This is a genomic window from Bacteroides sp. OF04-15BH (assembly GCF_003477995.1).
Classification (GTDB): domain Bacteria; phylum Bacteroidota; class Bacteroidia; order Bacteroidales; family Bacteroidaceae; genus Paraprevotella.
This window is the reverse complement of record NZ_QUEM01000003.1, coordinates 23,231-37,032: the sequence shown is the minus strand read 5'-3', so window position 1 is coordinate 37,032 and position 13,802 is coordinate 23,231. Positions and strand designations below refer to the sequence as shown.

Annotated in this window: 10 protein-coding genes; 8 read left to right on the top strand and 2 right to left on the bottom strand. The window is 50.3% G+C overall.

Features of this window, described 5'->3' with window-relative positions:
• Positions 1–33: 33 nt before the first annotated feature.
• Positions 34–2,064, top strand: coding sequence for a glycoside hydrolase family 2 TIM barrel-domain containing protein (locus DXA74_RS02000; RefSeq protein WP_118525274.1), 2,031 nt, complete (start codon positions 34–36; stop codon positions 2,062–2,064).
• A gap of 49 nt (positions 2,065–2,113) precedes the next feature.
• On the opposite strand, the gene DXA74_RS01995 is transcribed toward DXA74_RS02000, so the two are convergent.
• On the bottom strand, positions 2,114–3,382 hold the full coding sequence (locus DXA74_RS01995; protein ID WP_118525273.1) for a dicarboxylate/amino acid:cation symporter: 1,269 nt from the start codon (positions 3,380–3,382) through the stop codon (positions 2,114–2,116).
• 227 nt (positions 3,383–3,609) lie between these two features.
• On the opposite strand from DXA74_RS01995, the gene DXA74_RS01990 reads away from it, so the two are divergent.
• The 3 genes from DXA74_RS01990 to DXA74_RS01975 all read left to right on the top strand — a co-directional run bounded on the left by DXA74_RS01990 (position 3,610) and on the right by DXA74_RS01975 (position 7,192).
• Positions 3,610–4,428, top strand: a complete 819-nt coding sequence (locus DXA74_RS01990; RefSeq protein ID WP_233550430.1) for a mechanosensitive ion channel family protein — start codon at positions 3,610–3,612, stop codon at positions 4,426–4,428.
• Between the two features lie 86 nt (positions 4,429–4,514).
• The gene (locus tag DXA74_RS01985; RefSeq protein WP_118525157.1) at positions 4,515–5,552 is read left to right on the top strand and encodes an acyltransferase; all 1,038 of its coding nucleotides are present in this window, start codon (positions 4,515–4,517) and stop codon (positions 5,550–5,552) included.
• Between the two features lie 662 nt (positions 5,553–6,214).
• Positions 6,215–7,192 (top strand): M28 family metallopeptidase, encoded by a 978-nt coding sequence (locus tag DXA74_RS01975; protein ID WP_233550429.1) that lies wholly within the window; start codon positions 6,215–6,217, stop codon positions 7,190–7,192.
• Here DXA74_RS01975 and DXA74_RS01970 read toward each other — a convergent pair.
• Positions 7,185–9,194 carry a hypothetical protein gene (locus DXA74_RS01970; RefSeq protein ID WP_118525154.1) on the bottom strand — a complete coding sequence of 670 codons (2,010 nt, stop codon included), beginning with the start codon at positions 9,192–9,194 and terminating at the stop codon, positions 7,185–7,187. The genes DXA74_RS01975 and DXA74_RS01970 overlap by 8 nt on opposite strands.
• A gap of 406 nt (positions 9,195–9,600) precedes the next feature.
• Between DXA74_RS01970 and DXA74_RS01965 the strand changes: the two genes are divergently transcribed.
• Genes DXA74_RS01965 through DXA74_RS01950 form a run of 4 tightly spaced genes read left to right on the top strand, consistent with a single transcriptional unit; the run spans position 9,601 to position 13,756 of the window.
• Positions 9,601–10,011 (top strand): secondary thiamine-phosphate synthase enzyme YjbQ, encoded by a 411-nt coding sequence (locus DXA74_RS01965; protein WP_118525153.1) that lies wholly within the window; start codon positions 9,601–9,603, stop codon positions 10,009–10,011.
• Positions 10,012–10,032: 21 nt separating this feature from the next.
• Positions 10,033–12,162 carry a DNA primase gene (gene dnaG / locus DXA74_RS01960; protein WP_118525152.1) on the top strand — a complete coding sequence of 710 codons (2,130 nt, stop codon included), beginning with the start codon at positions 10,033–10,035 and terminating at the stop codon, positions 12,160–12,162.
• 15 nt (positions 12,163–12,177) lie between these two features.
• Positions 12,178–13,170, top strand: a complete 993-nt coding sequence (locus DXA74_RS01955; RefSeq protein ID WP_118525151.1) for an aminodeoxychorismate synthase component I — start codon at positions 12,178–12,180, stop codon at positions 13,168–13,170.
• Complete coding sequence (locus tag DXA74_RS01950; RefSeq protein WP_118525150.1) at positions 13,154–13,756, top strand: aminotransferase class IV family protein; 603 nt, start codon at positions 13,154–13,156, stop codon at positions 13,754–13,756. The genes DXA74_RS01955 and DXA74_RS01950 overlap by 17 nt, the downstream gene beginning before the upstream one ends.
• Positions 13,757–13,802 lie beyond the last annotated feature (46 nt).

Below are 13,802 nucleotides of genomic sequence, written 5' to 3'. Positions count from 1 at the left end.
AAAACAATTAATACCATAAAAACAGAAATGAATATGAAATCCAGATTTTTTCTTTTTTTACTTTCGTGCTGTATGGCTGTGCTCTTGCACGGGCAGCGTCAAGATTATCTGTTGGACTCCGGTTGGAAATTCCGCTTTTCGCATCAGGTAGAGCGGGGAACGGAAATTCAGGTTTCTTTGCCTCACACCTGGAATGCTCCCGATGCTCTTTCCGGTAAGTTGGATTATAAAAGAGGGCTCGGAAACTATGAACGCAAACTGTATATTGCTTCGGAATGGAAAGGCAAGCGCCTCTTTCTGCGCTTTGAGGGGGTAAACAGTGTGGCAACCGTATTTATGAATGGCAAATGCCTCGGAGAACATAAAGGCGGTTACAGTGCTTTTGTGTTTGAAATTACCGACTGCGTTACTTACGGCAAAGAGAATACGTTGTGGGTGCGGGTGAGCAATGCCGAGCGTCTGGATGTCATGCCTCTGGTGGGGGATTTCAATATGTATGGAGGGATTTATCGGGATGTGCATCTTGTGGTTACGGGGTCGACCTGCATTTCGTTGACGGATTACGCATCTCCCGGAGTGTATCTCACGCAAAAGGCGGTAAGCCGGGAGCAGGCGGAGGTGTCGGCGGCAGTCTGCCTGTCCAATCGTGGGGAAGCACGTCGGTTGACCGTGCGTGCCGAGATCAGGGCCGAAGGAAAGACCGTTTGCCGGAAAGAGCAGCAATTGCAGCTGGAAGCCGATCGGGATAGCCGGGCGCAACTGGACTTTTCGATGAAGAATCCCAGACTGTGGGACGGAAGGAAAGATCCGTTTCTTTATCAGGCCGAGATTACCTTATGGGATGGAGACTGTTTGCTCGACCGCGTCATCCAGCCTTTGGGACTGCGCTTTTTCCATGTAGATCCGGACAAAGGATTCTTTCTGAATGGAGCACCTTTGAAACTGCGGGGCGTATGCCGTCATCAGGACCGGGCGGAAATAGGCAATGCCCTGCGTGCCGAGCATCATGAAGAAGATGTTGAGATTATGGTGGACATGGGAGCAAATGCCGTGCGTCTGGCCCATTATCAGCAGGCCGAACTGATGTATGAACTGACAGACCGGTGGGGACTGGTTACCTGGGCCGAGATTCCTTTTGTCGGTCCCGGCGGATATCTGGACAAAGGATTTGTGGATCTGGCCGATTTTCGGGAAAATGGCGAACAGCAACTCAAGGAATTGATCCGTCAGAACTATAATCATCCTTCCATCTGTTTTTGGGGATTGTTCAATGAACTGAAAGAGTCCGGTGATAATCCGGTGGATTATGTGCGGAGTCTGAACCGGCTGGCGCATCAGGAAGACCCGTCGCGCCCCACTACGGCGGCCAGCAACCAAAGCGGTGATCTGAATTTCATTACCGATTGTATTGCCTGGAACCGTTATGACGGGTGGTATGGCGGCAGTCCCGATAACCTGGCTTCTTTTCTGGACCGCACACATCGTGAGCATCCCGAGTGCCGCATTGCCATCAGCGAATACGGAGCCGGAGCAAGCATATATCATCAGCAGGACAGTCTGAAGAAGACCGTGCCCAACAGTTACTGGCATCCGGAGAACTGGCAGACCTATTATCACATGGCCAACTGGAAGATCATTCAGGAGCGTCCTTTTGTTTGGGGTAGCTTTATTTGGAATCTGTTTGACTTCGGGGCGGCGCACCGTCATGAAGGAGATCGGGACGGTATTAACGACAAGGGCCTGGTCACCTTCGACCGCAAGACCAAAAAAGATGCCTATTATTTCTATAAAGCCAATTGGAATCCGGAGCCGATGCTTTATCTGGCCGGAAAAAGAAACCGTGTGAGTACAGCATCGCAGCGGGATATCCTGGTATTCACCAATCAAAAGGAAGTGGAACTGTTTGTCAACGGTCAGTCACAGGGAAAGGCTTCGCCCGATGCTTATGCCACCGTTGTCTGGAAAGCCGTGAAACTGCAACCCGGAGAAAACAGGATTCTGGTGCAAAGTACATCGAAAAGAAACCGGCTGACAGACAGTATGGTTGTGATACAGAAAAAGTGAATGTGCCGCGGCACATTCACTTTTCTATGAAAAATAGGGGGAAATGTTTTCAGGCCTTGTCCGTATCGGGCGTATCGACCAAAACAGACACTGTGGCATCGCCGGTTACATTGACCGAGGTACGGAGCATGTCCAGCGGACGGTCCACTCCTAAAATCAGCGCCAGTCCTTCCGAAGGAATACCTACCGAGCTGAGCACCATAGTAAGGATGACATAGCTTCCGCCCGGGATGCCCGGAGTACCGATGGAAGAGATGGTAGTCAGGGCCACGATGGAAAGCAAATCGCCCCAGTCCAGATGGATGCCCATCACCTGAGCGATGAATACCACGGCAATGGCCTGATAACAGCTCGTTCCGTCCATATTGATGGTTGCGCCAACGGGAAGCACAAAGGACACGGTCTTTTCCGAAATGCCCAGTTTCTTTTCCAGAGTTTCCATATTGAAAGGAAGTGTGGCCGAGCTGGAGCTGGTGGTGAAGCCCAACAGCTGTACCGGATACATGGCACGGATAAAACGTTTGGGCGACATCTTGCTGAAGAAAAAGATCAGAGCCGGATAGAACAGGAAAATCATACAGAGAAGTGCCACAGCCACGGTGAGCGTATATACGGCCAGAGCGCTGAACACCGACGCATTGCCTGCATTGCTCACCACCATGGAGGCCATCAGGGCAAATACACCGACCGGCGCGGCCAGAATGATAAAGTCCACCATCTTCAGCATCACCTCATTCAGTCCGTCGATAAAGGAGCGCACCGCGCGCGTCTTTTCGGCAGGGACGGCAAGCAGGGCCGTTCCGAAGAGGATGGCAAAAAAGATAATCTGAAGCATGTTCTGGTTGCTGGAAGCTGCCGAGATGATGTTTTCCGGAACCAGATCTTCGAAAAAGGCCAGCGGGCCGCGCTCCTTACCTTCTGTAGCTTTCTGGGCCGACTCTACGGCTGTCTGGACAAAACCCTCCATGCCCGACAGATGACTGGCGTCGCACAGCTTGCCCGGACTGACCACCAAAGCCATGAACAGACCGAATACGATGGCGAAAACCGTTGTTCCGATATAAATCAGCAGCACCCGTCCTCCCAGACGTGACAGATGCGCAATGTCTTTCAGACTGATCACTCCCTTCACCAGAGAACAGAACACCAGCGGAATGGCAATCACCTGCAGCAGCTTGATGAATATCTGTCCCCAGGGGCGTACCCAATGGTCAATGAACTGTCCGTGCCCGGTTCTTACGGCTACGAAGCCGGCCAGAATACCCAGTAACATTCCTAACAAAATCTGCACATAAAGCGGAAATCTTCTTTTTTTCATGCGTTTCTTATTCTTTTTAGTGATTCCAATTCTGAATTCGGAGTGCAAAGATAATGATAAACCTTTAAAAAAATATTCGGTTTTTGTCTTGTGCATTATAAAAATGTTTGGAATACTATCAAATTTTCTTTTTATATTTGCAATCTAAACTAATTCAAACAAAAACTATGATTAATTTATTGGAGACTGCTACGGCGGCTGCCGAGGCAGTGAAGGAAACCGAAAAGATGGTTTCATCGGGAAGATTCGACATGATTTTGGACAAGTTGATCGATATGTCCATATCAGCGGGTAAAAACATTCTGGTGGCAATTATTGTATTCATCGTGGGGCGCTTCCTCATTTCGATGCTTAACAAGTTCTTTGCCCAGATTTTGGAAAAGCGCAAGATTGACGTGACGATCAAGACTTTCCTGAAGAGTCTGGTCAACATTCTGCTCACCCTGTTGCTGATTGTATCGGTTGTGGGTGCTTTGGGAGTAAATACCACTTCGTTTGCCGCCTTGCTGGCATCAGCCGGTGTGGCTATCGGTATGGCGCTTTCCGGAAACTTGCAGAACTTTGCCGGTGGACTGATTGTACTGCTGTTCAAGCCTTATAAGGTGGGCGATTGGATTGAAGCTCAGGGCGTATCGGGCACAGTATCAGAAATTCAGATATTCCACACCATCCTGACGATGGCAGACAATAAGGTCGTTTACATTCCGAATGGCAATTTGAGCAGTGGAGTGGTTATCAATTACAGCCGTAAGGAAACCCGCCGCATCGAGTGGGTAGTCGGTGTGGATTACGGTGAGGATCTGGCCAAAGTAGAGCGCGTGGTGCGCGGTCTGTTGGATGCCGATTCCCGTATTCTGAAAGATCCGGCTCCGGTGGTGGCTCTGAATGCCCTGTCGGCCAGCAGCGTGGATGTGACCATCCGAGTATGGGTAGCCGCAGCCGATTATTGGGATGTCAATTTCGAAGTAAGAAAGAATATCTATAACGAGTTTAACAAGCAGAATATTAATTTCCCGTTCCCGCAGCTTACGCTTCACAAGGCATAAGGGCAGAGAATCCGGAATTTGTGACTCCCGTCTTTTGTCGCTCTGACACAAAAGACGGGAGTTTTTGAAACAATACGTGTGATGATATGACAAGTACTCAAAATTATTCTTCCATTGATTTGGCCAAGTTCGTTGCGGCGATATTTGTGGTGGCCATTCATGCACAGCCTTTCAGCGGCTTGACACAAACGGTAGTCATTGATGTGTTTGCCCGTATGGCCGTTCCTTTTTTCTTTATCACTAGTTCGTTCTTCTTTTTCAGCAAGAATCCGGGGAAGAAGGAACTGAGTCACTATCTGCGGCGCATGGGGATTCTGTATCTTTTTTGGTTTGTGGTGGAGTTTCCGATTACTTGTCTGCATGCCTTCATAGAGCCCGAAACGCCTTTTGGCCACAATCTGCTGATGCTGTTGCGCAACTTTCTGTTTGGCTCCACCTTCGGCGGCTCCTGGTTTCTGATGGCCTTGATGCAGTGCATCTTGCTGACCTGGTTGCTGGCCCGGCGGATGCGCTTCGCTGTTTTGTTGGTTTTGGGTGCTTTCTTTTATTTGCTGGCGGTAGGCTCCTCCTACTATTACGCCTTTCTGCCATCGGTCGTGCAGCATGGAGTGGACGGTTATTGCCGCTGGATAGGCAGTATGGAACTGTCGTGGATGTCGGCCCTGCTGCCGTGCGTGCTCGGCTTCTGGGTGGCCCGTTCCCGGCAGACAGTGCTTGAGATTTTCACGCCGGATCGGTTGCGTGTCCTGCTGCCCGTAGCGTTTTTATTGGTTTGTTGTGAGGTGTTCGGAGTGCAGGCGGCTTATGCTTCCGTACAGTTGCAACTGGACAAGACGGATGTTTATTTCCTGTTGCAGCCTATGGTTCTGCTTTTGTTTGTGTGGTTGCTTCAGAAAAAGTGCACCTGGCCGTTGCCTTATCGCCGGTTGCGCGTCTACAGCACCCTGTTTTATTTCTCACACTTTGTTTTCGTTTTTGTGCTGGTTCTGGTCAACAAACATGTTGTGCCGGTGCATCCTTTGCTGAAGTATGCCTTGGTGCTGTGCTGCTGTCTGCTTTTCTCCCGACTGCTTTTGTTCCTGTCTGAAAAGAAAGGTTGGGGATGGCTGAAATATGCTTACTAGGAGCTGACAAAAGAATAGTCTTTAAGGGGATATGGGAATCATATTGTTTTTAAAACCTCATTTTCGGTAACTGCATCCTTTCCCTTTGGGGAGCAAAAAAGATTCTAAAAGAGCGATATTAGAGAAATCGGTCTGCTTTTTAAAAAAGAAGCGGACCGATTTTTTATTTGTTTTCGATGTTTTGCAGATTTGATGCTGATGAATTTAATGAGTTCCGGACACAAGAAAAACCGGAATGATGGGATGATTTTTAAGAAAATCGGGGGTGGAGGCAGGGATTACTGGCCGTAATTGGAGGGATGGTGGCTTCCGAACTGCCGGAATCACTCTTATTAGAGAAAAAATCGGTGATTTTTCTTTCTGATAAATAGCTGTGTTTTCCGCTGTTTTTGATGCATTTATCTCTTGAGATGTTTCGAAAAAATGATTTTTGATTGGGTTCCCTTTTTGCCTCTTTCTTTTTGTGTTTGGGTCACGCGCTGAGACTTGCAAAAATGAAATGTTTCTGTATTCCTGTCCGAAAAAAAGCATTCTCACGGTCCGGATATATCAATTTGTCAGCTATCTTTGCACGGTAAATGATTACTTTTCATAAATATAGAAAAACAAATACTATGATTGGAAAAAAATACGGATGGGCTGTGGCATGCGCCTTTCTTTCTATGGCAACCGCCGTGCATGCAGAAACTCCCGAAGAGAAAGGATTGAAAACCATAAACCAGACTACGGCGCAGGCGCATGTCGGTTTTCTGGCCAGTGATGATTTGCAGGGCCGCGAGGCCGGAACGGCCGGAGGGCACATTGCCGGACAATATCTGGTGGCGCAATTGCAGACCTTGGGAATCCGTCCTTTGGACGGAAGCTATCTGCATCCTTTTGAGGCCTGTCATCCGGAGCGTCAGCAGAAAGGAGGGCGCTGGCAGGTGCATCCCGATTCCGTGGCTGCGATGCGCCGTTCGGGAGCGGCCTTTCAGCTTTTGTCTTTAAACAATGTGCTGGGCATGATTGAGGGCAAGAATCCCAATGAAATCGTGATTGTCGGCGCGCATTACGACCATCTGGGAACCGATCCGTTTCTGGCCGGTGACCGGATTTACAATGGAGCGGACGACAATGCTTCCGGTGTTTCGGCTGTGTTGCAGATAGCCCGTGCCTTTCTGGCTACCGGAAAAAAGCCGGAGCGCACCGTGATTTTTGCCTTTTGGGACGGTGAGGAAAAAGGATTGCTGGGTTCCCGGGCCTTTGCCGACCGTTTTCCGAAGATGGATTGTGTAAAGGGTTATCTGAATTTTGACATGATCGGCCGTAACAGTGATGAGGCGCATCCGGAGCAGGTGACTTATTTTTACACGGAGGCCTGTCCGGCATTCGGTCAGTGGCTTAAGGAAGATGTGCGGAAATATGACCTGAAACTGGCTCCTGATTACCGTCCGTGGGACAAACCGGTGGGTGGCAGTGACAATGCTTCTTTCGCTTTGCGCAACATTCCCATCATCTGGTATCATACCGGCGGTCACCCGGACTATCATCAGCCGGGCGACCACACGGATAAAATCAATTGGGACAAAGTGGTGAACATTACCAAGGCCTCTTTCCTGAACATGTGGAAAATGGCCAATGAAAAGGTACCTTTTAAGTAAGTCGGATTCTGACGGTTTCCGATTCCTTGATGGTGTATTCCTTGACCTTTCCTTCTTGAATGACTCTGACTTTCAGTTTGTTTTTCGGAAGTCGGGAGATTTCCAGATCGAAAGTACTCTGGAAAGCACCGATACGGCGCAGAGACATCTTTTGCCAGTTTTGAGGCAAGCGGGGAGTCAGATTGAATGACTTGAAACCGCAGGGCCGGATGCCGAAAATACCTTCGGTGATGATGCGGCCATACAGTCCACTTTCGGCAGACAGATGTCTTTGTTCGCCTTCAGGCCAGGCCTCAATGGCATAGGGGACATGTTCTCCCAAAAGACGCACGGCAGAGTAGCGGTGCAGATAGTCCGTAGCCTTTTCGGTTTCGCCGGCTGCGTATACGCCGCGCAAGGCATATAGGGTGGAGCGGTCCCAGAAAGTCTTGCTTCCGGCCTGAGTCAGCAGTCCGTTTTCGGTCCACAGGCGCGGAGAGAACAGCGCGTCGATGGTGGCCTGAGCGCGTTCATAGATGCCCACCGTCAGCGGGATGCAGATCCAGGAACGGAGCACATCGTTGCCCTGATAATAGGCATACGTGTTGAAGCCTTCTACGGTCGCCCCAAAATATTCCTCGATATGCTGTCTCAGCTCTTTGGCCTGCTTTTGATAGGTGGCAGCAGTTTTCTTGCCTTTCTGGAGTTCTTCGGCCAGATAAGATGCCGAGAGCAGGGCATCATAATATAAAGATGAAGTGCACAGGTTGGCGTCTCCCGACGGGAAACGGTTTTCCAGTTCGTCCGTGTCCGAAGCCACCACGCCCTTTTCATTCAGATTCCTTTGGCAGTATTCCAGGCACCAGGTGATGAGCGGCCACAATTCTTCGGCTGTTTTTCTGTCGCCCAAAGCCAGCGCATAGCGGGCTGCTCCATAGGCAATCATGGCTGCATCTCCCCGGTCGCCGGCACCGTTCCAGATGTCCAGTCCTTCGGCAATGATGGAGCTGGGAATCGGTTTCCAGGCTTCGTTCATGAAACGGGCAAAGTGCCGGAAAGCGTTTCTGGCCGACTCGTTTCCGTAGTCATATCCCACGAACGGGAAATAAGGATTGACATATTCGGCCTGGTCGTTGGCCCAGATGGCCGCATAGTAGGATTCCCCACCGGGACCGTGCATCGGTCCGCCTTGGGTTTCGTAAATGCTTTCGCAGGCACGGATTTTGGAGAAGGCAAACATCTGGTTGATCACCGGGTCGGGAGTGTCCAGAATGAGCTGTCGGCTCATCCAAAGGCGCACCAGAGAGTCACGCTTGGATTTTTCTTCGGCCACAGGCAGAAGTTGTGCCGGCACGGTTCCTGCATAAGCCGAGAGCGAGGCTCCGAAAGAAAGGGTATCTCCCGGAGAGAGTGTGTGGCATCCTGTGTTATACGTCTTTCCCGTAATGGTATAGGCACCCTTTACTCCCTGTTTCGGGTTGGTCTTTGCAGTAAATTCGTTTTGGGGAATCTCAATGGTCAGATTCCCTTTTCCATGATTGACGATTTTGTAGGACTCCATGAAAGCCGGGTGTTCGGTCGAGGGGAAATATTCGCGGATGATTTCCCACTGTCCGCCTCTTCCTTGTGCCTGGCTCTTGACGGACAGGTTACCTTTGATTTTGATTTCCTGCACTTTCTCGCCCGAAAGAAGGCTTTGTCCGTTTACGGTGATGCAGTCCAGCGTGTTCCAGTCATAGCGTCGCATCAGGCTGGCATGAGTGTTGTTGGGGATGGTGCGGAGCAAAGGCCATACCATGCTTTTGTTGATTTGGAACTGTCCCTGACTGTCTATTCCATAGCGCAGGACGACGGAAACGGTCTTTCCGCTCATTTCCAGATGATCCTGATGAGGAATACCTTGGTTTCCTTGCCATACAATACTGCTGTCGGGGGCTATTTGCCAGCGTGTGTTCTCTTCGGCAGCCAGTTCTGTTCCGGAGAGCAACAGACTGGAGAACAATAGGACATTGAAAAGTTTCATAGTGTTTGATTTTATGATTTTAGGGTTTACAAGGTGCAAATTTAAAAGCATTCTTGATAAAACCTTCAGATTTTCTGTTTTTTTGTGTGATGTATGCGTCGTGGTAAGTTTTTTCCGCTTATAGATATGCAAACAGGCTTTGCCCACCGGGATAAATTCGGGTTGGCAAAGCCTGCATGATTCAGGTGACTGTATATTGCTTTAGTCTGGTCGGTACACCAGAATGTCACCGGGCTGGAATTTTATGAATCATAGACAAAATAACCGGTTTGCGTGAAGTGACCTTTTGCTGTATTGTATCTTGAAATCCGGATTTGTTTCTGTTTTGTCTGTTTCTAATCACTGTTTTCCAAGGAAATTCCACAGAAAATCCGTAAGTTTGTACCTAGTATTTTCAAGACTCAATATGATTGAACAAATAGAATTTGCTTTAAGACCTCAGCGCCGTGGCTTTCATTTGGTTACGGAAGAAGTGCTCAGTCATTTGCCTGCTCTGCCCCGGCAGGGTGTGTTGCACCTGTTTGTCAAGCACACCAGCTGCGCGCTGACTATCAATGAAAACTTTGATCCGAGTGTGCGGACCGATCTGGCCGGAATCTACGACCGGATGGTGCCCGAGAATGCTCCTTATTACATCCATACGGACGAAGGGCCGGACGATATGCCCAGTCATGCCAAATCGAGCCTGACCGGGGTATCGCTTTCCATACCCATCACCAACGGCCGCCTGAATCTGGGCACCTGGCAGGGTATTTATCTGTGTGAGTTCCGCAATCACGGCGGAGCGCGGAAGATTGTGGCTACAATTTGGTCTTAAAACAAACGGAGATAAAGAAATATGATTGACAGAGCTACGGTGGAGCGCATCATGGATGCGGCTCAAATCGTTGATGTGGTTTCCGACTTTGTGACGCTGCGGCGTGCCGGAGTGAACTATAAGGGGTTGTGTCCGTTTCACGACGACCGTACCCCTTCGTTTGTGGTGTCGCCGGCAAAAGGTCTCTGCAAGTGTTTTGCTTGCGGAAAGGGAGGTAATGCCGTGCACTTCATCATGGAGCACGAACAGTTGTCCTATCCCGATGCCTTGCGCTATCTGGCCCGGAAATATCACATCGAGATTCAGGAACGCGAACTGACCGATCAGGAGAAACTGGCCCAGAGCGAGCGTGAGAGTATGTTTGTGGTGAATGAGTGGGCCCGCGACTATTTTGAGCAACAGTTGTATGACACGGTGGACGGCCGTGCCATTGGAATGGCATATTTCCGCTCGCGCGGTTTCCGGGACGACATCATCAAACGCTTTCAGTTGGGCTTCAGTCCGATGCAGAAAGACGCGTTGGCGCGTGAAGCTTTGGCCAAGGGATTCCGGGAGGAATATCTGGTCAAAACCGGTTTGTGCATCAAACAGGAACACGGCGGACTGAAGGACCGTTTCTGGGGGCGCGTCATCTTCCCGATTCACACGGTGAGCGGTAAGGTGGTGGGCTTTGGCGGTCGTGTACTCGATCAGGCCACCAAGGGCGTGAACATGAAGTATCAGAACTCTCCCGAGTCGTCCATCTATTCCAAGAAAAAGGAGCTTTACGGTCTTTTTCAGGCCAAGCAGGCCATCGTGAAGAACGACCTTTGCTTTCTGGTTGAGGGATATACCGATGTGATTTCGATGCATCAGATGGGCGTGGAGCATGTGGTTTCTTCTTCGGGTACGGCACTGACACAGCAGCAGATTCAGATGATTCACCGTTTTACGGAGAACATCACGGTGCTCTACGACGGTGACGCGGCCGGTATCAAGGCTTCCGAGCGAGGTATCGACATGCTGCTGGCCGAGGGTATGAACGTGAAAGTGTTGCTTTTGCCCGATGGGGATGATCCGGACAGCTTTGCGCGTAATCGTACGGCTACCGAATATCAGGCTTATCTGAAGGAGCATCAGGTGGACTTTATCAAATTCAAGACCGACTTGCTTTTGCAGGAAGCTCAGGGCGATCCGATAAAACTCTCCCGACTGGTGCACAGCATTGTGTGCAGTATTGCCGTGGTTCCCGACGAGATTATGCGTACACTCTACACCCGCGAAACGGCGGCCATGCTGGGAATGGAGGAAAAAGTGTTGGTTTCGGCCATCAACAAACAGATGTCCGTGTACCGCACCGAGCAGAAGAAACGCCGTCAGAATGAGGAACGGCGCGAACAGACTGCACCTGTTGTTTCGAATAGCACAGCATCTGATGAGCCTGCATCTGCTGCGGGAGCACCCGTGGAACCGGCTGAGGGGGCAATGCCTCAGAACCCGCAACCCGATACTCCGGTCGAGACACAGCCCGAAGCAAAAGCCGAGGAGCAATCGGCTGAGGAAAGTACTCAGTTTCTTTCCTATATCCAGAAGGGACAGAACGGTCATAACATGGCCTTCTATCAGAAAGAACTGCTGCTGGTTCAGGTGCTGATCCGCTATGGAGAGTATATTGTCTGCTATGTGGAAGACGAGCAGGGGCAGGAAGTGCCCTTCACCGTGGTGGAATTCATCTACTACGCCCTTCAGGAAGACAAACTGAATTTTCAGGTGGCTTTGCATCAGCGCATTCTGGATGAGGCGTTGGAACATTTCCGTGAACCGGATTTCTCGGCGCAGCGTTATTTCCTGAATCATCCCGATCAGGCGGTGAGCACCTTGGCTTTCCAGCTGACGAGTGACAAGTATCAGCTGAGCAAATATCATACCAAGAACCAGAAGCTGGTCACCGACGAAGACCGTCTTTTTGACCTGGTTCGTCATCTGATGACCGATTTCAAGTTAGCGATCATCGACGAGGAACTGAAAGGAATTCTGAACCGCCTGCGCGATCCGCTGATTCTGAAAGACAAGGAGGCGTATATGAAAGTGATGAAACACTATATGGAGGTGAAAGAGGTGGAAAGCACGTTGGCCAAGGAACGCGGTGACCGGGTGATTACGAGTCTGTAACCAAAGATTATTTTTATGACAAACCAATATATAGACGGTCGTGAGGCCATGCGCCGGATGGACGAGTGGGGCGCGCAGAAAAAGCCCTTCCTGTTTCTGATTGATTTTGAAGGAACAGAATGTCTGGTACTGTCGCTCGATGAGATTGATCCGGAAGAGCTGGGATATGATTTCCGGGGCATGACGAACTGGAGGGAGAAGGATACCGCTCCGCTGCCGCCTTTGGAATGGAACCTGCAGCCCGAAACATACGAAACTTACCGGCAGTCCTTTGACTATGTCTTTGAACAACTGCATGCCGGAAACTCATTTCTGACGAATCTGACCGTGGCCACTCCGGTGCGGACAAACTGGTCGCTCCGACAGATTTTCCGTGCGGCACGTGCTCCTTACCGCCTGTGGCTGAAAGACTGTTTTGTGGTGTTCTCGCCGGAGATCTTCGTGCAGGTGGCTGAAGGAAAGATCCGTTCTTTTCCGATGAAAGGAACACTCGACGCCCGTTTGCCGAATGCCCGGGAACTTTTACGCAACGACCCGAAAGAGCGGGCCGAGCATGCCACGATTACCGACCTGATCCGTAACGATCTGAGTCGTGTGGCCGAGCAGGTAACGGTGGAACGATATGCCTATATCGACGAAATCCCGACCCATCGCGGTCCGTTGTTGCAGATGAGCAGTGAGATTGTCGGCACTCTGACACCGGAATACCGAAACCGGTTGGGCAGCATGCTGTTTGAACTCCTTCCGGCAGGTTCCATTACCGGAGCGCCGAAAAAGAAGACTGTGGAGATTATCCGTACGGCCGAACATTACGAACGCGGATTCTATACGGGTGTGATGGGCATTTTCGATGGGGAGCATCTGGACAGTGCGGTGATGATCCGTTTTGTGGAGCAGATGCCCGACGGTTCGTTCTGCTATAAGAGTGGAGGGGGAATCACTTTCCAAAGCGAACCCGATAAAGAATATCAGGAAGTAATTCAGAAAATATATGTGCCGATTCATTGAAACGATTCGTCTGGAGAATGGCGAGGTCCGTTTTCCGGAAGATCATGAAAAACGGATGAATGCCACTCGGGAGCATTTCTGGCCCGGGGAACCGCCGTTGCGCTTGGCTGATTATATGCATCCGGAACAGATGTCCGGGCGTGTGCGTTGCCGGGTGACTTATGGCCGGGAGATTCAGTGCGTGGAGTATTTTGCGTATCACCCGCGAATGGTGCGTTCCTTGCAGTGCGTGGAGACTTCCGGAGTGGATTATCATTATAAGTATGCCGACCGGAGTGTGTTGGATGCTCTGTTTGCCCGGCGGGGAGATGCCGATGACGTGTTGCTGTTCAACGACGGAGTTTTGACGGATACTTCCATTGCCAATGTGGCTTTATGGAACGGAAGTGAATGGCACACCCCCGAGATTCCTTTGCTGGAAGGCACACATCGCAGCCGTTTGTTGCGCAATGGTTTGCTGAAGCCCCGCACCATCCGTCTGGAAGATTTGCCGGGCTATCAGTCCATCACCCTGTTTAATGCCATGCTCGATTTCGGCGAAGTACAATTGCCTGTGTCGGCCATTCATACGGAACCGGTGAAATAATCATCCGGAGCCCATGATAGAAAAAGAAAACATAAACCCATAAATA

Excerpts from the sequence above, each read along its gene's own strand:
- DXA74_RS02000 (WP_118525274.1), top strand. The coding sequence starts at position 34 with ATGAAATCCAGATTTTTTCTTTTTTTACTTTCGTGCTGTATGGCTGTG.
- DXA74_RS01995 (WP_118525273.1), bottom strand. The coding sequence starts at position 3,382 with ATGAAAAAAAGAAGATTTCCGCTTTATGTGCAGATTTTGTTAGGAATG.
- DXA74_RS01990 (WP_233550430.1), top strand. The coding sequence starts at position 3,610 with ATGGTTTCATCGGGAAGATTCGACATGATTTTGGACAAGTTGATCGAT.
- DXA74_RS01985 (WP_118525157.1), top strand. The coding sequence starts at position 4,515 with ATGACAAGTACTCAAAATTATTCTTCCATTGATTTGGCCAAGTTCGTT.
- DXA74_RS01975 (WP_233550429.1), top strand. The coding sequence starts at position 6,215 with ATGGCAACCGCCGTGCATGCAGAAACTCCCGAAGAGAAAGGATTGAAA.
- DXA74_RS01970 (WP_118525154.1), bottom strand. The coding sequence starts at position 9,194 with ATGAAACTTTTCAATGTCCTATTGTTCTCCAGTCTGTTGCTCTCCGGA.
- DXA74_RS01965 (WP_118525153.1), top strand. The coding sequence starts at position 9,601 with ATGATTGAACAAATAGAATTTGCTTTAAGACCTCAGCGCCGTGGCTTT.
- dnaG (WP_118525152.1), top strand. The coding sequence starts at position 10,033 with ATGATTGACAGAGCTACGGTGGAGCGCATCATGGATGCGGCTCAAATC.
- DXA74_RS01955 (WP_118525151.1), top strand. The coding sequence starts at position 12,178 with ATGACAAACCAATATATAGACGGTCGTGAGGCCATGCGCCGGATGGAC.
- DXA74_RS01950 (WP_118525150.1), top strand. The coding sequence starts at position 13,154 with ATGTGCCGATTCATTGAAACGATTCGTCTGGAGAATGGCGAGGTCCGT.